Annotated in this window: 18 protein-coding genes and 5 pseudogenes; 11 read left to right on the top strand and 12 right to left on the bottom strand. The window is 67.3% G+C overall.

The genetic code is table 11. The annotated features are described in order from the left end of the window. Nucleotides 1–960: 960 nt before the first annotated feature. From GO592_RS38775 to GO592_RS38765, 3 genes are all read right to left on the bottom strand, one after another. The gene (locus GO592_RS38775) at nt 961–1,530 is read right to left on the bottom strand and encodes a hypothetical protein (protein WP_007297248.1); all 570 of its coding nucleotides are present in this window, start codon (nt 1,528–1,530) and stop codon (nt 961–963) included. After that, nucleotides 1,531–1,770: a WhiB family transcriptional regulator gene (locus tag GO592_RS38770; RefSeq protein WP_007297249.1), complete on the bottom strand. Its 240-nt coding sequence runs from the start codon at nt 1,768–1,770 to the stop codon at nt 1,531–1,533. It abuts the gene before it with no gap. Between the two features lie 1,112 nt (nt 1,771–2,882). Next, entirely contained in the window at nt 2,883–3,089 is a 207-nt protein-coding gene (locus GO592_RS38765; RefSeq protein ID WP_007297251.1) for a hypothetical protein, read from the bottom strand. Between the two features lie 962 nt (nt 3,090–4,051). Between GO592_RS38765 and GO592_RS38760 the strand changes: the two genes are divergently transcribed. Further along, on the top strand, nt 4,052–4,360 hold the full coding sequence (locus GO592_RS38760; protein WP_039951199.1) for a hypothetical protein: 309 nt from the start codon (nt 4,052–4,054) through the stop codon (nt 4,358–4,360). Between the two features lie 428 nt (nt 4,361–4,788). Further along, complete coding sequence (locus GO592_RS38755; RefSeq protein ID WP_007297253.1) at nt 4,789–4,971, top strand: hypothetical protein; 183 nt, start codon at nt 4,789–4,791, stop codon at nt 4,969–4,971. 359 nt (nt 4,972–5,330) lie between these two features. On the opposite strand, the gene GO592_RS38750 is transcribed toward GO592_RS38755, so the two are convergent. Continuing rightward, nucleotides 5,331–5,618 carry a hypothetical protein gene (locus GO592_RS38750; RefSeq protein ID WP_007297254.1) on the bottom strand — a complete coding sequence of 96 codons (288 nt, stop codon included), beginning with the start codon at nt 5,616–5,618 and terminating at the stop codon, nt 5,331–5,333. A gap of 362 nt (nt 5,619–5,980) precedes the next feature. On the opposite strand from GO592_RS38750, the pseudogene GO592_RS38745 reads away from it, so the two are divergent. Continuing rightward, nucleotides 5,981–7,170 (top strand): annotated as a pseudogene (locus GO592_RS38745) (IS110 family transposase); the annotation flags it as partial. A 57-nt stretch (nt 7,171–7,227) separates the two neighbouring features. Here the strand turns inward: GO592_RS38745 and GO592_RS38740 are convergent. The 3 genes from GO592_RS38740 to GO592_RS38730 form a co-directional block, all read right to left on the bottom strand. Then, the gene (locus GO592_RS38740; protein ID WP_007297255.1) at nt 7,228–7,425 is read right to left on the bottom strand and encodes a hypothetical protein; all 198 of its coding nucleotides are present in this window, start codon (nt 7,423–7,425) and stop codon (nt 7,228–7,230) included. Nucleotides 7,426–7,554: 129 nt separating this feature from the next. Continuing rightward, nucleotides 7,555–8,439, bottom strand: a complete 885-nt coding sequence (locus GO592_RS38735; protein WP_007297256.1) for an MgtC/SapB family protein — start codon at nt 8,437–8,439, stop codon at nt 7,555–7,557. A gap of 193 nt (nt 8,440–8,632) precedes the next feature. Further along, nucleotides 8,633–10,030, bottom strand: a complete 1,398-nt coding sequence (locus GO592_RS38730; RefSeq protein WP_007297257.1) for an NAD-dependent malic enzyme — start codon at nt 10,028–10,030, stop codon at nt 8,633–8,635. Between the two features lie 386 nt (nt 10,031–10,416). On the opposite strand from GO592_RS38730, the gene GO592_RS38725 reads away from it, so the two are divergent. After that, entirely contained in the window at nt 10,417–10,755 is a 339-nt protein-coding gene (locus GO592_RS38725) for a hypothetical protein (RefSeq protein ID WP_007297258.1), read from the top strand. Nucleotides 10,756–10,953: 198 nt separating this feature from the next. Here GO592_RS38725 and GO592_RS38720 read toward each other — a convergent pair whose 3' ends face one another. After that, the gene (locus GO592_RS38720; protein ID WP_236581602.1) at nt 10,954–11,142 is read right to left on the bottom strand and encodes a hypothetical protein; all 189 of its coding nucleotides are present in this window, start codon (nt 11,140–11,142) and stop codon (nt 10,954–10,956) included. A 650-nt stretch (nt 11,143–11,792) separates the two neighbouring features. Next, complete coding sequence (locus GO592_RS38715) at nt 11,793–12,341, bottom strand: universal stress protein (RefSeq protein ID WP_007297260.1); 549 nt, start codon at nt 12,339–12,341, stop codon at nt 11,793–11,795. A gap of 528 nt (nt 12,342–12,869) precedes the next feature. Here GO592_RS38715 and GO592_RS38710 point away from each other — a divergent pair. From GO592_RS38710 to GO592_RS38690, 5 genes and pseudogenes are all read left to right on the top strand, one after another. Continuing rightward, nucleotides 12,870–13,899: pseudogene (locus tag GO592_RS38710) on the top strand (IS3 family transposase); the annotation flags it as partial. Next, on the top strand, nt 13,895–15,241 hold the full coding sequence (locus GO592_RS38705) for an IS30 family transposase (protein WP_050785260.1): 1,347 nt from the start codon (nt 13,895–13,897) through the stop codon (nt 15,239–15,241). The pseudogene GO592_RS38710 and the gene GO592_RS38705, both read left to right, overlap by 5 nt. A 4-nt stretch (nt 15,242–15,245) precedes the next feature. After that, nucleotides 15,246–15,542: pseudogene (locus GO592_RS38700) on the top strand (integrase core domain-containing protein); the annotation flags it as partial. Nucleotides 15,543–15,716: 174 nt separating this feature from the next. After that, nucleotides 15,717–16,139, top strand: coding sequence for a pyridoxamine 5'-phosphate oxidase family protein (locus GO592_RS38695; RefSeq protein ID WP_007297104.1), 423 nt, complete (start codon nt 15,717–15,719; stop codon nt 16,137–16,139). Nucleotides 16,140–16,565: 426 nt separating this feature from the next. Next, complete coding sequence (locus tag GO592_RS38690; RefSeq protein ID WP_007297105.1) at nt 16,566–17,039, top strand: hypothetical protein; 474 nt, start codon at nt 16,566–16,568, stop codon at nt 17,037–17,039. 49 nt (nt 17,040–17,088) lie between these two features. Here the strand turns inward: GO592_RS38690 and GO592_RS38685 are convergent, their stop codons facing one another. Further along, a complete protein-coding gene (locus GO592_RS38685) occupies nt 17,089–17,229 on the bottom strand; it encodes a hypothetical protein (protein WP_158306529.1) in 141 nt (46 codons plus the stop codon). 134 nt (nt 17,230–17,363) lie between these two features. Beyond that, a pseudogene (locus GO592_RS38675) lies at nt 17,364–17,672 on the bottom strand (tyrosine-type recombinase/integrase); the annotation flags it as partial. Between GO592_RS38675 and GO592_RS38670 the strand changes: the two are divergent. After that, nucleotides 17,651–17,956: a hypothetical protein gene (locus GO592_RS38670; RefSeq protein WP_012686922.1), complete on the top strand. Its 306-nt coding sequence runs from the start codon at nt 17,651–17,653 to the stop codon at nt 17,954–17,956. The pseudogene GO592_RS38675 and the gene GO592_RS38670 overlap by 22 nt on opposite strands. 48 nt (nt 17,957–18,004) lie before the next feature. Beyond that, nucleotides 18,005–18,229 (top strand): annotated as a pseudogene (locus GO592_RS38665) (transposase); the annotation flags it as partial. A gap of 198 nt (nt 18,230–18,427) precedes the next feature. Here GO592_RS38665 and GO592_RS38660 read toward each other — a convergent pair. Beyond that, nucleotides 18,428–18,874: a MarR family winged helix-turn-helix transcriptional regulator gene (locus tag GO592_RS38660; RefSeq protein WP_007297108.1), complete on the bottom strand. Its 447-nt coding sequence runs from the start codon at nt 18,872–18,874 to the stop codon at nt 18,428–18,430. Between the last annotated feature and the right edge of the window lie 202 nt (nt 18,875–19,076).

The following is a 19,076-nucleotide window of genomic DNA, read 5'->3' as shown; positions in this document are numbered from 1 at the left end:
TTTCATGAGAATTCAAGTAACACGCAGTCGTTCCGGAGACCGTTCTCGCCTTGGCAATTTCGCCAGTCGCCGATTGCCTGTTCGCACAGATGCGCCCTGCCGCGGCGCGACACCCGCAGACAGCGCGGCGGCCGTCACCAGCCGCTCCAGCCGCCAGGTCACACCTCCCGCCGCTCCACCCGCGGCGATCACTTGCCTTTGCGTGGCCGGGCGGGACGACGCACCAGCGGATCGGCCGCGGTGTAGCTGCGAGCCACAGTACCGGTCGAATCATCTTGCCCCACATGGCTATACGCTTCCCGAGCGACACTGTCCGCCCTTCTCGCTTCCCCCTGCACGGCCCGAATGAAACGCCCGAGGATGAGCCGGGTCCGCTCCGGCGTCCCCCGCCCTCATGCACGCCGCCAACATCCAGCCTCATTCGACATCCCTGGTTGTTGAGCCGGCCGAGGACGACTCATCGCTCGGCCGTGAACCGACATTCTGCAGTGCCCGCGAATACCCGATGTCCGTGAGCTCGCCGACCTCCGTCCAGTCTGTCGCGGGGCCACCGGAGACGGCGAATCGGCTCACCGCGGAGCAATCGCTATCAATATCACGATATCCTCGGATAACCACTGTGCCGAAAGCTGATTCGGCGGAGGGCATCGGCGCCAACTCCTCCCAGCGGCCATCACGGCGCTGATGCGCAAGCGGACGACGGACCACCCGCAATCCGATTGCGGATGCGCTATCACGATGGCCGCCCTTATCTGCTGCATCTCTCGGTCAGATCGGGCATCCGGTCCGTGCACCATCGTCATGGACGCAACCCCGTTGCCAGCCGCACCTCCCCAGAGCGAGGGTGCGGCCGGCACGATGCCGGTAAGGGGATTCCGTCTGCCGTCGATCAACGTGCAGCACGGACAAATTGGCCGGCCATGCGCGCCCAGAAGTGGCGAGGAACAGCTGGGCGGGGTGTCAGAACCGGTGTCCGCGATCGGGGTCACGAGACCGGTGCGCATCGAACGGCACGAACCAGGCGGCCGGATCCACCACCACACCGTCGGCGGTCGGGGCACCGTCGGGCGGGGTCGGCACTTCACGGTCTCCGCACAACACATCCGTCGGCCCGCTCCAGTCGCCGTCCCGCCAGTGCACCGGGAGATCGGCCACCACCATGTCCAGGTCACCGGCCGCGGCGTGCTCGGCCGCGGCGGCCAGCACCAGATGCAACGCCACCACCTCCGCGGGGCAGGTCGGCTCCGGATCGCGGCCGGTGGCGATGTCGGCGGCCAGGTCATCGAACGCGCGGGACATCTGCCGCCGCCACCCGGTGTCCTGACCCCACGTCACCGAGGGCAGTGTCGCCAGCAGCGACCCCTGCTCCGCCGACTCGATCACCCGACCCGCCAACGCATCCGCATCGCCATACACCGTCGCCGCGAACGTGGTGGCAATGACCGCGACCATCCGGGCCTGACGCGACGTCAGCCCCGGATCCAGGTCGTTCCCGCTGCCGGGCAGGGGGAACGGAATCACGTTCCGCACTCAGGCCCCCTCGACGCCAGCATTCACCACGGTGCCGCATGGCCGGCGCAGATGCCGGCGGCGGTCCCGTTCGGTCATCTCACCCCAGATCCCGTAACTCTCCCCCATCGCCAGGGCGTGCTCGCGGCACTCCGCCAGTACCGGCCACCCCTCACAGATCTGCTGGGCCGCCGCCTCGCGGCGGGCCCGGGCACCGAGACGTTTCGGAATCCGGAGCGAAGAACACCGACGCCTCCACATCGCGGCACCGCGCCCACTCACGCCACACCCGTGAGGTGCCCCAGCCGACGGTGACGACAACGATGCCGGCGGCACACCGAACTCCCTTCGTCGAACAGCGGGACCCGCGACCATCAATCCTGCACATCCCGCAGCTGGTCGTCGCCCCCGGTACCCGGGGGCGATACCCCGGGTACCCGACAGCTTCACATAACAAACCGGTCGCCCTCATTGTGCACGAATCGGCCATCTCCCGCGCAGTACGCCCTCCACAGTCTCATCATTTGAGAGGGTCGGCGACGACTCGCACCCGACGATCAAACTGTGCGAACGTGACGATGCAGGGTTCCGACCCGCCGCACTCGTTACCGCGACCGGATATCCGAAAAGCAATGCACCGCAACCGGGCCGGTCTGCTGAGGTCTCCTGCCCTCGACCACGCGCATGATGCAAGTGGGAACCCGATGGCCGTCATCTGCCCTCGACACCGCTCGGGCGTGGATTGGGGAGGCAGGTGTGCGACTGCCACGGAATCTGGCGACCTCACCGCGTCGGCCGGTGGGCATCACCGGTGGCAACAGCAACATCCACATTTCGTCGACTCTCCGCTCGAGGTCGGTGCGGCGGGTCTGAAGCTGCCATGCCGCAACTGCACTCCGAGGAACACACAGACCACGAACCGGGTCAGGGGCGCCGGACCGGAATGGCGTGCGAGCTCCCTGATCGATCGGTCGCGGACCAGCTCCCGACAGGTGGTGATCCCGCCCAAACCGGGATCGGCGCCGCGGGTTCGCCGCTGTCGGAGATGAATACGAGGGCGATCCGGATCCCGGCCCGCACCAAACGGCTACCCACAATCAGCCGGGTATCCGTGGCAGCGCACCACCATCTGCTCGACCGCGCCCACCGGTTCGGCCCGCACGGCCCCGACCACAGCGATCGTCGAGTCGTGCTGTTTGTCACAATGGACCGGGCCAGTTCTTCTTTCGTCGAGTAGTGGAAGTGCATTTCGCCGGTGAGCGGAGTACCGCTGCACCATCGCTCGGCGGCCTATTTGTGGCCGACGACGATCGACGATTGCGTGCGGTGGTGGCACTGCCTCGGTGCCGAGCACGAGGGTCCTCCTGCGGATGTCATCGTGCGGTGTCTGCGATGAATCGTGCGACCTGCGGCGGCAGTCTGCGGCTCTCCTCACCGGTCGGGGACTCGAGCGGCAGCAGGCCCAACTGCTCGAGACGCGGGATGAGCTCACGTGGCACCGGCCCGTCGGGGTCGGCACGCAGTCGGTCCTGTTGCTCTGCGGTCAGAAGTCGCCAGCGCTGTTCGAGGTCCACGGTCATGGCGATGATGCTACCGTCGGCGCACCCAACGCACGGACCGGAAGCGGCACCACCTACCGCCGACCGCCCCCTGCCCCGCCGGCCAATCGCGAGTCGCAATGTGTACCGGCCGACGGGGTCAAGGCCGCCCGAGTTTGGGAGCGAGCGGCCCTGACCACAATACGGCGGCAGGCCTTCACAGTCCCAGGCTTACCCACTCGCATCGGTGCGAGCACGGAGCGCCAGCGGACAGGAACTACTCCCGCGGCGTGGTGTGATGGGTTCCCAGCAGTCGATTGTCTCGCCGACGAACCTGCCCAGGGTCCGGTCGCCGATGTGACGCGGACACTGGAAGCGGGCCACCCAGCCAGCGCCGGCAGGAGATGCGCACCGATGAACCGGGGGAGACCGCGGTCCGATGGATCGACCGCTTCCAGCAACGCCACGAGCTCCCGTGAATTGGTGATGCGCAGGGCCCATGGCCACTCCTCGTGGGTCGATTCGTCGCCGAACTGGTCGGGCATGTCGGTATCTCGAGGGGGTCGCTGCCGACACCGCCTCCACCGCAGTCCACCGGCTGCGCCGACTCGGGGCACCCGACCCCACCCCAGCGCAGCGAACCGCGTCCGAGCACTCATCGATCAAGATCCGTGTGCCCGCGGGGCCGTATCCGTCGCAACCCGCGGCCGCCCACCCAGACGGTGACCGACAAGCTCGAAGAGCCTCACGGGCGGGGCGTCGGCGTCGCCCCACCGCGGGGCGCACGAGGCGTGAGCGCACCACACCGTGCAACCGTTCGCACGCGGCAGCGGCGCGGGGCGTGCACCCAACCGGTACCGGTGTGGCCGGCGACGGCAACGCATTCCTGCCTGCCGATGTACGGGCCGCCGGTACCACCCAAACCGTCGACCGACGTGCGTGATGTGATTCGGTCCACAGGGCCGGCGACCGACGGCCCCGTCGGCACGGAATGGAGGACCGAGATGACCGAAGTCGACTACATCGACGTGGTCGGGGCGCAGTCCGTGCTCGAGGTGGCCGAAGTGGTCGCGGCGGTGCTCGGCGCCCGGATGGAGATGGGCGGCGAACCCGGACGCATCGTGGTCACCGGAACACCCGACCCCGATCTTCGGGTGGTCATCGGGCTGGCGATCAACGACCGCGGGCTACCCGAAAGGCGGACCAGGCGAATCACGATCACCCACCCCCGCAGTAGCGAAGGGCGCCGCTGGACACGGCATCTCCACCGCGCCCTCACCGAACGCCGCGACTGGACACTCACCTCCGAATGAAGTCCAGGTCCAGATGGGGCCCTCCGGCCGAAGGGGTCAGACGACCGGAGGGTCCGGGCTGTCGCGCGGATCTGCCGTCCGAGGTCTCGCGGCAGCACACCCATCGGATACCCCTACCCGACCGGTTCACTCCTCATACCGGTCCGGCGCACCAACGGCCCAGCCGACCCCACATGCGCTCGCCTCGGCGCTAACCCTGCTTGCGGAGCAGTTCGACCGCGAGCACGCCATGACGATGTCCTATCCTCGCAGTCCCTGCTGTTCGCTTTCGTGGCCACAGCCTGCGCACCGTCCACCGACCAACCCGTGGGGCCGGCCCCGCCGCGGCCGGTTCCCGCGGTCCTGCTCGACGACGTCGGCACCGGAACGGAAGTGAGGCAGTACGGATCACCGCCACGGGTGTGTCGTTCTGGGTGCGGTGGAGGGGCGTGAGCACCCGGGAGAGTTCCGGCGGAACCGCGGACGCGGGCGGGGGCGGGGAGGACACGGTCACCGTGCAGGTGGGTCGGACGGTGAGCTCGACGACCCGCGTACGGAGCACCGAAAAGGCGGTGACGGCGATCTCCGCCGGCTGCGAGATGTGGGCATTGGCGCCGCCGCCGGCGGTCTGACGGTCTCCAGGGTGCACCGGATACTGGTACGGTCCCGGCTGCGCGTGGTGGACCATGAGGAAAGCTGGCGGCGGCGCCGCGGTGACCCACACCCCCGGTGTCCGGATACAGCCCCCGAGGGCCTTACCGACGCCGTATCCGGGCCGGACCGGAATGCACACCGGATCCACTTCCCGACGCTATGCCCCCGGACCCGGGATGCCGTTCCGCAATGCGTCATCAACTACAGCGGGGTGGTACGGCTCGGGGAAGGCGAACAGCGCCTCGCCGGTGACTGGTGGTGGTTCGCGGAATCGACGCCGATCGGTGATGGCACGCGGCGTGCGTGCCCGCCCCACCCACCCACCGGGTTCCTGCGGTCATCCGATGGATTGGGTGGGGCGGCGTGCACTGACCGGTCGGCGGCAGGGTGGGGTCGTCCGGTCGCGCCTCGGCAGCGGGGGCACCATCTCCACCACGGGAGCGGACCTGGTGAGGGCGGCGGTTAACGCCTCGGCGATGGTGCCGAAGCACTGCACCGTATCGATCCCGACGTCGTCGAGGATGTGGCGCAGGGAACCGAGTGCGGTGACGGTCAGCCGGCCGCGTTGCTCGCGGAGCCGGGTCCCGGCGTCGGTGGTGGGTGGACTGCCGGGCTGGTGACTCAACCTGCGCTCTCGAGGTGAATCGGATCCGGCCGGCGACGGAACCCGCTACCGGGGCCGCCGCACCCTCTGACCGGCACACAGGTTGTAGCTACGACACGCAGATGCCTCGAGTCCGGACCGGCACGCATGCCCGTTACCGTCTTCGTGGTCCCGTTCCGCGGGACTGCGGTCGCCATGTTCGGTATGACTTCTTGCCCCTGTCTCTCGAATGATCCGGGGGGTGGTGTCGCCGAACCTGGTGGCGTCGATGGACCGCTGATAGGGACAGGGCCACCGGAAACTGCGGTAGGTCTCCTCGTAACGTGGGTGTCGGGTATCGATGCTGGATCGGCGACCGGACTGGCCGGACGAAGGACTGCTGAATGGACACGAGTTACGCCGTGTTTTGCGGCATCGACGTGGGAAAAGGCGAACACCACGCCGTCGGGCTGGATCCCTCCGGCGGCCGCCTCTATGACAAGGCACTGCCGAACGACGAGACGAAGCTGCGTGCGGTGTTCGACGGCTTGGCCGCGCACAGACCGGTCCTGGTGATCGTCGATCAACTTGGGCACGATCGGCGCCCTGCCGGTCACCGTCGCCCGCGCCTGCGGACACGACGTTGCCTACCTGCCGGGATTGGTCGATGCGCCGCATCGCCGACCTGTACCCCGGGCAGGCGAAAACCGACGCCCGCGACGCATTCATCATCGCCTTTCGCCGCAAGGACCATGCCCCACACCCTGCGCCGCGTCTTTCGCCGGAGACGAGGCGCTGGCCGAACTCGAGGTCCTCGTCGGCTTCGACGACGACCTCGCCGGCGAAGCCACCCGCATCATTGGGCCGGATCCGCGGACTGCTCACTTCCATCCACCCAGCCCTCGAACGGGTCCTCGGTCCCCGCGTTACCCACCCCGCAGTCCTCGAGATCCTCACGCGCTGTGGCGGACCCGCCGGAATCCGACAGGCCGGCAAACGCAAACTCACCACGCTCGCGGTCAAGCACGCACCCCGTATGGGAGCCCGCCTCGCCACCGAGATCCTCACCGCACTGGAAACTCAATCGGTGACGGTGCCCGGCAGCAAGGCCGCCGAGATCGTCCTGCCGAAGCTCGCAGACTCCCTGAAAGAAGTCCTTCTGCAACGGAAAACGATCGGCGAAGACGCCCGTAAGGATGCTCGATGACCACCCTCTTTCCCGCGTCCTGACCTCGATGCCCGGCATCGGTGTCTTCGGCGGCAGCACGGATCCTGCTCGAGGTCGGCGACGGATCCGCGTTCAAGTCCGCCGGACACCTCGCCGCGTACGCGGGCATTGCCCCGGTCACCCACCGATCCGGCTCCTCCATCCGCGGTGAACACCCCGCCCGGTCAGGCAACCGCAAGCTTGGGACGTGCCCTGTTCCTGTCCGCGTTCGCAGCCCTGGGCGACCCGACCAGCCGCGGCTACTACGACCGCAAACGCGCCGAGGGAAAGAAGCACAACGCCGCCCTGATCTGCCTCGCCCGACGCCGATGCGACGTCCTCTACGCCATGCTCAAGAACAAGACCCACTACCAACCCCAGTCACCGCAGCCGCTTGACGAAAACCATAGGGACACCCCCCGGTTGCCTTGCACCGTGTTCCGGTCAGGGCCGCGCCTCCCACTGCATATTTCGGGACCGCGACACCCGCACGAAACCCGCCGCCGCACTGGCGAACACGCACGCCACCGCGATCACCACAAGGCCGATGACCGGCCCGCTGTCTACGCTCCCCATCAAGAACAGCGCCGCCAACGCACAGACCAGCCCAACCACGAACAGACCGACCGGCACGTTCCTCATTCTGTGATTGTCACCGCATCGGAGAGCGCCGTCCAGGGTGGCAGCCACAGCGTCCGGCGGTCCACTGCACTCCTGTGAATCACTAGGCGAGGATCCAGATCGCGGCGACGGCGACGGCGACCGGCGGAATCAGCCACGCGGCGAGGCGGAACGCGAATGCGGGCGAACCCACGATCGCGGCGAGGACGAGCTTGACGACGAGATTGGTTCCGACCGCCGCGGCGGCGGCCACACTGGCCGCCAATCAGCACGGCGGGCAGGGTGTCGCGGGCCCCCGGGTGCTTGCGGGCGATCCGCGCCACCACGGCGGTGGTCGCGGTGGACGACACGAATCCGCCGCCGAACCCCACCACCCCGCAGACCCCACCGCGGACCGAGCAGGCGCGTCGCCACATATCCCGCCCACCCGATCAGGCTCAACAGCAGCACAATCGTTCCGATGGTGGACGGATTCAACGCCCCGAACGGACCGAGATCCCGGTCCGGCAGCAGCGGCAACACCAGGAACGCGATGGCGAGCAGGACACAGAAGTCGGTGATGTCCCGCTCGTCGATCATCCGGTGCGCGAACTCGTGGACGGGATACTTGACGGCGAGCAGGACAAGCACGACCACCCCGAGCGCCACGGCAAGGGAAGCCTCGTGCCAGGCCAGGGCGCCGAGCAGAAAGGTGGTCAGCGCCGCCACCGACGTGGTGGTGCCCACGTCCGGATTCGGTTCGGTATGAGCGCGCACCCAATACCACGCCACAAGCAGCGAAGACACCCCGATGAATCCGATCGCCACGACGATGCCGCCCAGGTGCGCGGCGATCGCCCCGGCCAGCGCAATGAGCGGGAACGTCCGGGCGCCCGGCGGTTCGACGGGTCCCGACCCCACTCCCACCGCCTCGGCCCCGACGTTGTGTTCGCGTTCGATACCGACACCGAGACCGATCAACACGGCGGTGGCATATCCGAACAGGTGCAACTCGGTCACATCCACGGTGCCCTCACCGATTTCACCGTCGCTCACCCTTCCCTCCCCGTGAGCACCGTTCGGATCACGAGCGGATCATGAGATGGAACTTTCGGTGATGCACCGTGCCGCGGGACCCTCGCCTCAGTGCCGGCGGGAGCTGACCTCGGGCTCGTTCTTCGCGCCACGATCACGCCGAACGCCCGCCAGCCCGACCCGGTCTACGGACCCAAGACATGACCGACTGTGCTCACGTCCCGGGCCGTCGCCCCCGCGCGGCCACCTGACGCACCGCCGCCGCGACCGCCGGCGCGACGGTGGCGTCGAAGACGCTCGGCACGATGTACGTGGCATTGAGCTCGGACGGCGACACCCTGTCGGCGATCGCCCCGGCCGCGGCGATCAACATCTCGTCGGTGATGTCGACCGCGTGCGCGTCGAGCAGACCACGGAACACCCCCGGGAAGGCGAGGACGTTGTTGATCTGATTGGGGAAATCCGACCGCCCCGTGGCCACCACGGTGGCATGTTCGCCGGCGGCAACCGGATCGACCTCCGGGACCGGATTGGCCAGCGCGAACACGATCGACTCGTCGGCCATCGCCGCGATGTCATCGCCCGTGACAATGTTCGGCGCCGAGACCCCGATGAACACGTCCGCCCCGACCAACGCGTCCCGCAGAGATCCCGTCCGACCCTCCGGATTGGTGTGCTCGACGATCCAGGTACGAAACTCGTCGGCGGTGTCGTCCGGGGACACGATCCCCCGACGCCCGCAGCCGATGACGTTCGTCGCACCTTGGGCGACGAGCAACCGGATGACAGCGTGCCCGGCGGCGCCGACGCCGGACACCACGATCCGAGCCCGGCCGAGCGACTTGCCGACCACGCGCAGCGCGTTGGTCAGGGCGGCCAAGACCACGATCGCGGTCCCGTGCTGGTCGTCGTGGAACACCGGAATATCGAGGATACCGCGGAGCCGAGCCTCGATCTCGAAACACCGAGGGGCGGAAATATCTTCAAGGTTGATCCCGCCGTACACCGGCGCCAGGGCCCGGACGATCTCGACGATGCCATCCGGGTCCTGGGTGTCCAGGCAGACCGGCCAGGCGTCGACACCGCCGAACCGTTTGAACAGTGCCGCCTTGCCCTCCATCACCGGGATCGACGCCGCGGCACCGATGTTGCCCAGACCCAGGACCGCGGAGCCGTCGGTGACCACGGCGACGGTGTTGCGTTTGATCGTCAGGCGGCGCACGTCCTCGGGGTGTTCAGCGATGGCGGTACACACCCGGGCGACGCCGGGGGTGTAGGCGCGGGAGAGGTCATCGCGGTGCGTGAGCGGAACCGTGGGGACCACCTCGAGCTTGCCGCCCAAATGCAGAAGGAAGGTGCGGTCGCTGACCTTGCCGACGATCACCCCGGGAACCTCGGCGATCGCGGTAGAGATCTGGTCGGCGTGCGCGACGTCCGAGGCGTCGCAGGTGAGGTCGATGACCATGTGGTCGGGATGGCTCTCGACGACATCGAGCGCCGTCATGGCACCTTTCACCGATGCGATCGCCGCCGCCAACGTCGACGTGGTGCCAGCGCCGACCGGTGCATGGACGCGGACGGTGATCGAATAACCGGGACTGGGACTGGGCATGTGAAGCTCCTCATCGAGTGACGAGCAGCAGGTGCCAACAGGCGGCGTGACCCGATCGGCACGCACCGACGGCATCCGCAGCACCTTCAGTCTGCGCGGCCAGCACCGATCCGGACAAGAGGACACCCATCGCCCCGTTCGGCGGGGATCGTTCCACGGAACGCCCGAGCGGCGGCAAGTAGGCACCGCGCGAAACCCGACTTGCATCCACCAACCTCGCAAGTTCGGCAGACTCCGGGCGGGGAACGCCCCCGCGTCGCCGGGCCCGCGGAGCAGGATGAAAGACACCCACCGGCGACCAGCCACCCGGCGCAAACATATCGAGAACACCGCCGCTGCCAAGCCGCAACACCGCGAGTGACCAACCGGAAGGAGCAGGAGCGGTCATGACGGCACACAAGAATCCACCGGTCGCGCCCACCACCGATCACGAACGAATCCGCTGTTGGATCCAGCACCATCACGGGGCGCCCGCAACGACCACCCGGCTCCCGGCCCGCCCCGCGTCGGCGACGACTACGCTGCGCGTCGACTTCGCCGGTCTGCGCCCGGGGTCCGGTCTCGAGCACATTTCCTGGAAGCAATGGTTCGCCCTGTTCGACGCGCAGGCCCTCGCGTTCCGGTTCCCCGACGCCGAGGACAGTCTCGCGTTCGAGCTGATACCACGCACCACCGGAAGACCAGCTGGGCGGCACCAGACCACACCCAGACCGCCACCGGAATGATTATCGAGAAACAGATGGCAGGGGGAACGACGCCGATTTCGTCGAGTCGGGCCCGCCCCCCGGCAACGAAGGTGGTTCGAATCGCCGCACACCCGGCACCGCTCAATGTTGCCCTCTGCAACGTTTCTCTCCGCAACGGCGACTCGAGTCATACGATCAGCCGATGCTGGGACAGGCCACCCTTCCCAAGGCTGTTGCCTACTTCCGTACTTCCGCACTCCTCGTTCCCTCGACCTCGAGCTCGTCACCGTCGCGGAAGACCAGCTGTCCTTCGTCGAGGAGTACCGCCCAGCGGCGCGGATGCGCCCAATCACGCCCGTACGACCGACTCGCAGAGTCGATCATCTCGCGGTGATCTTCGAGATCACCCCGCTCTTCTGCGGCCATTGATCCGTGGCGGGCGTCGGATCGGGCGAATGGTGTGTCATCACCCGAGCGCCCACCGACCACGCGGGCCATACAGCTGTCTTCTTCTGGGGCTCCATCGGCCCATGGTCGCGCATCGCGCCGTCGACGCCACACGTTCCACCGTTCGACGGTGATTGGTTACCGCGAGTTAACCGTCCCCCGGAAACCCGCCGCGGCGTCCTCCCCGCGCGGCGCCCGCGCGGCGACGCCGAAACCACCCCCCATGCTCGCCGAGACCGCCGAATTCGCCAACCGCAGCAACGAGCCACTGACCCAACAGAAGCCAGGACCCGATGCCGACCCGCCCCATGCCACCGATCTGCAGTGGCACTCACTCGCCCTCCGGATTCTCGAGTGGGAAGGCGTCGACAACCCGAAATCGGGGCTGAGCGAGCGGAGCACCGAACGTGCCGCCGCGGCCACCGGGATCGACCACCGAATCAGCTCGAACCCCACCCAGAACACCGCCACCGCCCCCGAGGACGTCGACCTGCCCCAGATCGAACACCCCCGCGCGGCGCCGTACGCTGCCTCGCCCGCAGCTGACCCCTTGGGTGAATCGCGGACTCGCGGACTCGCGGGCGTCCGGTGGTCGGTGCGGGTGACCGGACCTCGCTGGGGCATCTCATTCAGCGCCCGGCCGCCGGTGGCGCGGCGCCGATGTGTTCGGGGACCAGGACAACCGGACGGCGGCCGTGGTGGATCAGATGCGAGGACACCGACTCCCCCAACGCCCGCTCAAGGACGGACACCAGCCCTCCCCGCGAACTGCCGATGATGATCATCAGGGCGTCATTGGCGTCGGCGATCGACGCCAACAGGTGCGCCGGGTTGCCCTCGTGGGAGTAGTAGCTCCAGTTCCCGGGTAGTGCTGCGAGCATGGTGCACGCCTCCTTCCGTTCCCGCTCGACCGTCTCGACGATGCGCCGTTCCCAATCGTCGCGGTCCGGTTCGACCGGAAAATCGTCGAGGTCGACGACGTGGGCGAAATGCAGATACGCGTGGAGCGGGACCGCGAGGCCCACGGCGAAGGACAGCGCCTGATGGCTGGCGGGATACCGGTCGAACCCCATCACCAGATGGCACACCGGCTCGGTTGCGCCCGCGGGCCCGTCCACCCTCACCGGTTTCCGCCAGTCCCGCACGCCGTCCCGGTCGGGGGGCTTCTTTCTGATCATCCGTTCTCCTCCTCGCAACCGGCGGCCATGGGAGGCCGGCCGCTCCTGTCACCGATGGTCTCACTGCCGCGGCGCCCAGCGCGCTCGTGAACACCGGCGGGGGTACCGCCGGTGTTCACTCGGCGGACGGTTTCGACTCCCATGGTGCTGAAGGTGGTATACCCCAACAGCACCCTGCACCCACGATCAGCGGGATCACCGCGGAACGCCCGTGCACACACGAGCCGGTCACGAAACCCAACCAAGGCGCCACCCGGTCAGGAGCGGCCCTCGCCCACGGGACCCACGAGCACCCCGGTGAACGATCATCGCGTCGAGGATCCGGGGGCACTAACGGCAATGCCTGGCATTTCGATGTCATCGAGGAGACGCCAGGCGCGCCGGCAGCGATACCGGCCGTGGTGGCAACCAGGCAGGCCAGTGTGGCGACCAGGCGGGCAAGACCGACGGCGCACACGCTACTGAGGCTGCACCCTTTGAGTGGACACCCCGGACAATGGTTCTAGGAGAGCCAGGAGGGATGTCGAGGTGGGACGCCAGTCTCTGTACACGGAGGAATTCCGGAAAGACGCGGTCGCGTTGTATCGCGCGGCCGACGGCAAACGCACGTACGCGGCGGTGGCCGCGGATGTGGGCGTCAGTGGCGAAACGCTACGGACGTGGGTCCGCAAGGACACCGCCCGTAACGCGCGCTCGCAGGACCGCAGTACCGGCGCCGACGGGACCGAGGCGGACGAGCTCGCGCGGCTGCGCGCGGAGAATGCGCGGCTGCGCGGTGCGGAAAAGGAATGGCAGCTCGAACGCGAGATTCTGCGCCGGGCGGCCGCGTATTTCGCAAAGGAGGTGAAGTGAAGACCCGCCGCTGGGACTTCATCTCCGACCATCGCGCCGAGTTCGGCGTGCAGCGGCTGTGCCGGGTGCTCGGGACCTCCCGTTCCGGCTACTACAAGCACCTGATCACGGAGCCGGCCCGAGTCGAGCGCCAGGCCGAGGAAGCCGCGACGGTCGCCGAGATCCGCGCCATTCATGCCGAGCACCGGAGCGCCTACGGTGCCCCGCGGGTTCACGCCGAACTCCGCTCCCGCGGACGCAAGATCAACCGCAAACGGGTGACCCGGCTGATGCGAATCCACCACGTGGTGGGCAGGCACCTGCGCCGCAGCAAGCGCACGACCGTCGCGGACAAGTCGGCTCCGTCGGTGCCGGATCTGGTGATGCGAGACTTCACCGCTACGGCTGTCGATACCAAGTGGTGTGGGGACATAACCTACATCCCGGTGGGATCCTCGTGGTTGTTCTTGGCCACGGTGATCGACATCTTCTCACGCCGGGTGGTGGGCTGGTCGATCGCTGACCACATGCGCACCGATCTCGTCACGGACGCGATCGAGATGGCGGTGCGCACCCGCGGTGGTGACGTCGGTGGCGTTATCTTCCACAGCGACCGCGGATCACAGACCAGGCTCAACCGGTGGAAGCAACACCTCGATAACGGAGGTGTGGGAATGGGACGACCACCCGGGTGGGCAGCAGCGTTGACGGGGCGTGCGGTGATGCGGTCACCGGGACGGCCTCCGATACGCCGAGATCTAGAGCGGGCATTCTGGACGCGGATCGCCGAGGGTCTCACGAGCGACGACGCAGCGACCACATGCGGCGTGTCGGGGCCGGTGGGGACACGGTGGTTCCGCCAGGCTGGTGGGATGCCACCGATCGAGTTGACCCCGGTCTCGGGGAGGTACCTGTCGTTCACCGAGCGTGAGGATATCGCGCTGCTGCGAGCCAAGGGTATGAGTATGCGCGACATCGCTGACCGGATCGGACGGTCACCGTCGACGATCTCGCGGGAGTTGCGGCGGAACGCCGCCACCCGCAATGGCAAGCTCACATACCGAGCGTCGACCGCACAGTGGAAGGCCGACCTCGCCGCGAGGCGCCCAAAACCAGCGAAGCTCGCCGAACACGATCGGCTACGAGAATATGTGCAGGACAAACTGTCTGGTGTGATTCGTGCCGACGATGGAACCGTGGTGTCCGGTCCGGATGCCGCTTGGATTGGCCGAAACAAGCCTCGGCGCGGTGATCGTCGGTGGGCGACGGCGTGGAGTCCGGAGCAGATCTCGAATCGCCTACCGATCGACTATCCGGAGGACCCGACGATGCGCATTTCACCTGAGGCGATCTACCAATCGCTCTACATCGAGGGTCGCGGCGGCCTGGAGCGGGAGCTCGTCGCGTGCTTGCGCACCGGCCGGGCGCTGCGAAAGCCTCGTGCGCGAGCACGGAAGCAGCGCACCGGATTTATCACCGAGGAGGTGACCATCAGCGCCCGTCCGGAGGAGGTCGAGAGCCGGAAGACGCCGGGGCATTGGGAGGGCGACCTCATCATCGGTCTGACCCGGTCCGCGATCGGCACGCTCGTCGAGCGCACCAGCAGATACACGACTCTACTACACCTGCCGCGACTGAAGGGCTATGGAACAGCGGCGATGGTGAAGAACGGGCCGGCGCTGTCCGGATATGGTTCGGAGTCCGTTCGTGATGCTCTGGCCGCGACGCTGTCACCGCTGCCCGAGCATCTACGCAGATCCGTGACGTGGGATCGCGGAAAGGAACTCGCGCGTCATGCCGAGCTGACGGCATCTACGGGTATCCGTGTCTACTTCTGTGATCCGTACAGTCCATGGCAGCGCGGAACGAATGAGAACACCAATGGGCTGCTGCGACAATATTTTCCGAAGGGAACTGATCTGTCCCGATACAAGTTCCGTGAGCTTCAGGCGGTCGCCGATGCGCTCAACAACCGCCCCCGAAAAGTGCACGGTTGGAGAACTCCAGCGGAAGTGTTTGCCGAACAGGTACACTCGTCCTCACGGCACGGTGTTGCGACGACCGGTTGAATCCGCCCAGTACACCGCAGCAGCTTTCGTCGATGTATGCCGCCGTCATGGGATTCAGCTAAGTCGAGGACGGGTCGGCTCGAGTTACGATAATGCTCTCGCCGAGTCGTTCTTCCAAGGACTCAAGAGGGAGTGGCTGCACGGACGGAGTTGGACGTCGAAGTCGCAGGCACGGCTGGACCTGTTCGAGTGGCTCTCGTACTTCAATCGACGTCGCCGTCACTCCGCCCTCGGATACCTCACCCCAGTGGAGTTCGAACAACGACTCATCGCGTCGTCTACGCTGTCAGTCGCCGCATGAAATCCGGTGTCCACTCCCGAGGGGCAACCTCACTACCCCGGTTCAACAACGGTGTCCGTAAAGATGGTTCCCCGTGAGTTCGGGACTGGCCAAGCGGGTGACCTTGTCCTCTGTTTCACCACCCGCGGTGAGGTGATCGTTGAAGTGGTCGGGCACGTCGAGGGAGGAGACCACATGACCACAACAGCGCCGGATTCGGTGCTCTCCACCGCCGAGTGCATTCGCTTGCTGCGGTCGGTTCCGGTCGGTCGAATGGTCTTCACCGAGAACGCGGTGCCGGCGCTGCGTCCGGTGACCTTCGCCACCGTCGGGGGCGAAGTCGTCATCCCCACCGACGACGAGTCGTTCGCACGGTTCGACGGGGAGCTTCTCGCATTCGAAGCGGGGGACATCGATCTGATCACCCGAATCGGATGGAGTGTCACTGCCATGGGCCACGCCACCTACGTGGCATCCGCGGACGCCGTGGCCAGATTTCACCACCGGAACGCGGTCCCGTGGTCGATCCATCCCGGCGACCGGCACCTCATCATCGACATGGAATACGTCTCAGGTCGCCACGTCACGCTGATACGCCGCGACGGTGACACCCGATGAAGGACGGTCGAATGGCACCGGTCGTCGGGATACCGGACCCCCGAGGGCCGAAAACCGAGGACCGAAACAGCAAGCCCATCAGGCACATGGCCATCAGGTCCGAGAGGTACACGACCGTGTGGCCGAAATACAGGGTCCGCGGGACCCGAGGCGGAAACGAGGCGGCCGAGAGTCGCCAAAGGTCTTGCCTTGCCGGGACGATTCGTTACGGTCGCTGGTGGGCGACCGAGTGGGACTCGTAGCCGCGGGCGGCGGCGCCCGCGGCGAGGCCGGTGCCATCACCTCACTGCTCCCCCGGCTGGGCCGGCCGCCGACCATCCTGGTCGGGCGCCCTGAACGTGGTCGGGTTGGCCGGCAATGCCCACCGGGTCTCACCGAGGCCGCGGAAACCGTGGTGCCGCTGCGTGATTCGGTGGCCCTGCGCGAGTGTTCTCGGTGGCCGGCGGCGTCGCCGACAGCGGGCTCCGCTACCTCGGGCAGATCGCGGGCCTGCGGGTACGGTTGGCGAGCCTGTTCGACACCACCCGGATCCACGAGACGGTCGGCACCCTGGTCTCGTTCGAGAAGGTGCGGGCGAACATCGACCGGGGCCTGGTGGAGGCCGTCGCCGTCGCGACCGCCCTCGGAGGCGACCGGCGGCACCGTCGTTTTCTTGCACAAGCCGGAGCTTGCCCCTGGGATGTCATACCAACACCTGCCCGGTCGGTGTCACCACCCAGAACCCCCGCCGCGGGTGCGCTGCCCCACCAGCAGGAGTGGACGCAGGCTTTTGCGACGCAGACCTCTTGTCCGCTGTGCACGAACGTCTCTCGCCTCGTCGTGGCCCGGCCCGGCCGGCTTTGGCCTCAGCCAGGGACCCGACCGCGATCGTGGGTGCTGACCAGCAGGTCGGTGGGCTGATCACCGGACGGCCCGGGCCCTCGTTGTGGGCTGCGCGCCGCGGAAGTGCTCACGTGAGGGCGGGGCGGCCGTCACCGCCCAGCCGAGCGCCGACGATCGGGGTGGCCGCGAGAGCCGATCTTATCGCTATACAGCCGGCCACCAGCGTCGCGAACCCCGCGCCGGGAACCATCCACTTCAAACGCAACACGAACCCGACCGCACACGGCCACTGCGGACACAAGGCATACCTGGGCCACCGAGCTCGCCAACGCCGGGATGAGTCTGCAAGCGTTGATGGCGCTGCTCGGGCATTATGTGGGTGATCTTGTCAAGGTGATCATGTCAGGAGGCGGACTGGTCGAGTCGGGTGAGCAGTCCGTCGAAGATCTTCTGCCGACCGAGTTGGCCCTTTTCGGCGGCGTCGTCGCGCTGCGATTGCAGGGTGGGGCGGAACTCGATGGTGGTCTGGAAGAACGTGCAGGATTCGCAGATGGATTCGAAGTGGCAGTCGAGTCCCACGGGTCGGGCGCAGTAGCCGTTGCCGAGCATCCGGCGGTGCATCTCGGAGCGTAGCTTCCGCATCTCGGTCCCCTCGTCATCGGCGGGCAGTTCGCGGGGTGCGTCGTAGAGTGCCTCGACCTTCTCGGAGACCCGACACCGTCAGCTGGCTCGGCAGCGAGATGCTCAAAACCCGTGTTGCCCACGGCTACTGCTCCCGCCACGAAGCGTCCGGCGCCTGCCCCTACGCCAACATCTGCGAAACCTGCGACAACTTCGTCACCGGACCGGAATTCCGCGGTGCGCTCGAGGCGCACCGCACCGACATCCAGGCCCTCGAGGCCGACGCCCGCGACCGTGGTTGGCTCGACGAAGCCGCCCGTCACCACCGCGTCGCCGGCACCCTCACCGACCACCTGCACCGCCTCGACCGCTGACTCAAATCGACCGCCAGGGGTTGATCCGGCCCCGAGGGCCGGATAAAGGAGCGACTGAATAAGGAGATCCGCCGGAGGACCGATGTCGTCGGAATCTTCCCCGACCGCACCGCGCTGATCCGGCTCGTCGGCGCGGTTCTCGCCGAGCAGCATGAATGGATCGAAGCCCGCCGTTATCTCGGGCTCGACGTCCTGGCTCGCTCTCGCGGCGCCAGCACCGCGGGCGACACTGCGGAATCGGCCGAGGAGGTGACACCCGCGCTGACCGCATGACCACCCACCGACGAGGAATCACACGGCTGCTTCGTACACCACGTCCTGGGACTTGACCCCGACGCCCTCCGCGGCGACGGTCGGTACCGTGGCCTCTCAGCTCGCGCACGGCGACTTGCCGACAATCCGCCGGACACACGGTACGTGCGGAACGGAGCCCTTCCGCGCCGGCCTGGGCGGCGCGAGCGCGGCGCTCCGCTAATGGAGCCGTTCGGTCAACCGGGTAAAGACCCGCTCGAGGCAGTCGAGTTCCGCCGGATCGAGATCGTCGAGGAAGAGCTCACGGGCGCTCTGCGCGTGAGGAGGGACGGCCTGATGTAACGCCCGCAGGCCTGACGCGGTCAACACCGCCCGGCTCCCCCGGCCGTCGTCGGGTGCCGGTTCCCGCGCAACAAGGCCCCGTTTGCGCATCGACCCGATCTGGTAGGTGATGCGGCTACGGGAGAACACCATTCGGGCGGCGAGCTCACTCATCCGTAACCGCTGGTCCGGGGCCTCGGACAGCAACAGCAAGACGTGGTAATCGATCATGCTCAGCCCGGTCGCCGCGCGCAGCGCCTCATCCAGCCGGGTCTCCAGCCGCAGGCTGCCCTCGATGTACACCCGCCAGGCCTGACGCTGTTGTTCGGTCAACCTGCTCCGCACCGTCCCACGCCCCTTTTGCCGCTCACCTACCCCTAGTTAAGAACTGTACTGCTCGCCGAGATGGGGGGCGTATTGGGGAACCAAATCTCCTGGGAATAAACCAGACGCGGCCAACGTTGAAGGTAATAGAAACTTGAATTATTGCGTGAAGGCCTCCTACCGAAGGAGCCGGACATGACGAAGAACCTGGGTCTCATCGACC

It is taken from the genome of Rhodococcus sp. 21391, assembly GCF_016772255.1.
GTDB lineage: Bacteria > Actinomycetota > Actinomycetes > Mycobacteriales > Mycobacteriaceae > Rhodococcus_F > Rhodococcus_F opacus.
Note: the sequence above shows the minus strand (reverse complement) of the source record. Positions and strands in the feature narration are given on the sequence as shown.

Coding starts and splice junctions, on each gene's coding strand:
- GO592_RS38725 (WP_007297258.1), top strand. CDS start 10,417: ATGACGGCACACAAGAATCCACCGGTCGCGCCCACCACCGATCACGAA.
- GO592_RS38695 (WP_007297104.1), top strand. CDS start 15,717: ATGACCACAACAGCGCCGGATTCGGTGCTCTCCACCGCCGAGTGCATT.
- GO592_RS38715 (WP_007297260.1), bottom strand. CDS start 12,341: ATGATCAGAAAGAAGCCCCCCGACCGGGACGGCGTGCGGGACTGGCGG.
- GO592_RS38765 (WP_007297251.1), bottom strand. CDS start 3,089: ATGACCGTGGACCTCGAACAGCGCTGGCGACTTCTGACCGCAGAGCAA.
- GO592_RS38730 (WP_007297257.1), bottom strand. CDS start 10,030: ATGCCCAGTCCCAGTCCCGGTTATTCGATCACCGTCCGCGTCCATGCA.
- GO592_RS38720 (WP_236581602.1), bottom strand. CDS start 11,142: ATGGCCGCAGAAGAGCGGGGTGATCTCGAAGATCACCGCGAGATGATC.
- GO592_RS38705 (WP_050785260.1), top strand. CDS start 13,895: ATGCGGTCACCGGGACGGCCTCCGATACGCCGAGATCTAGAGCGGGCA.
- GO592_RS38760 (WP_039951199.1), top strand. CDS start 4,052: ATGACCGAAGTCGACTACATCGACGTGGTCGGGGCGCAGTCCGTGCTC.
- GO592_RS38770 (WP_007297249.1), bottom strand. CDS start 1,770: ATGTGGAGGCGTCGGTGTTCTTCGCTCCGGATTCCGAAACGTCTCGGT.
- GO592_RS38740 (WP_007297255.1), bottom strand. CDS start 7,425: ATGAGGAACGTGCCGGTCGGTCTGTTCGTGGTTGGGCTGGTCTGTGCG.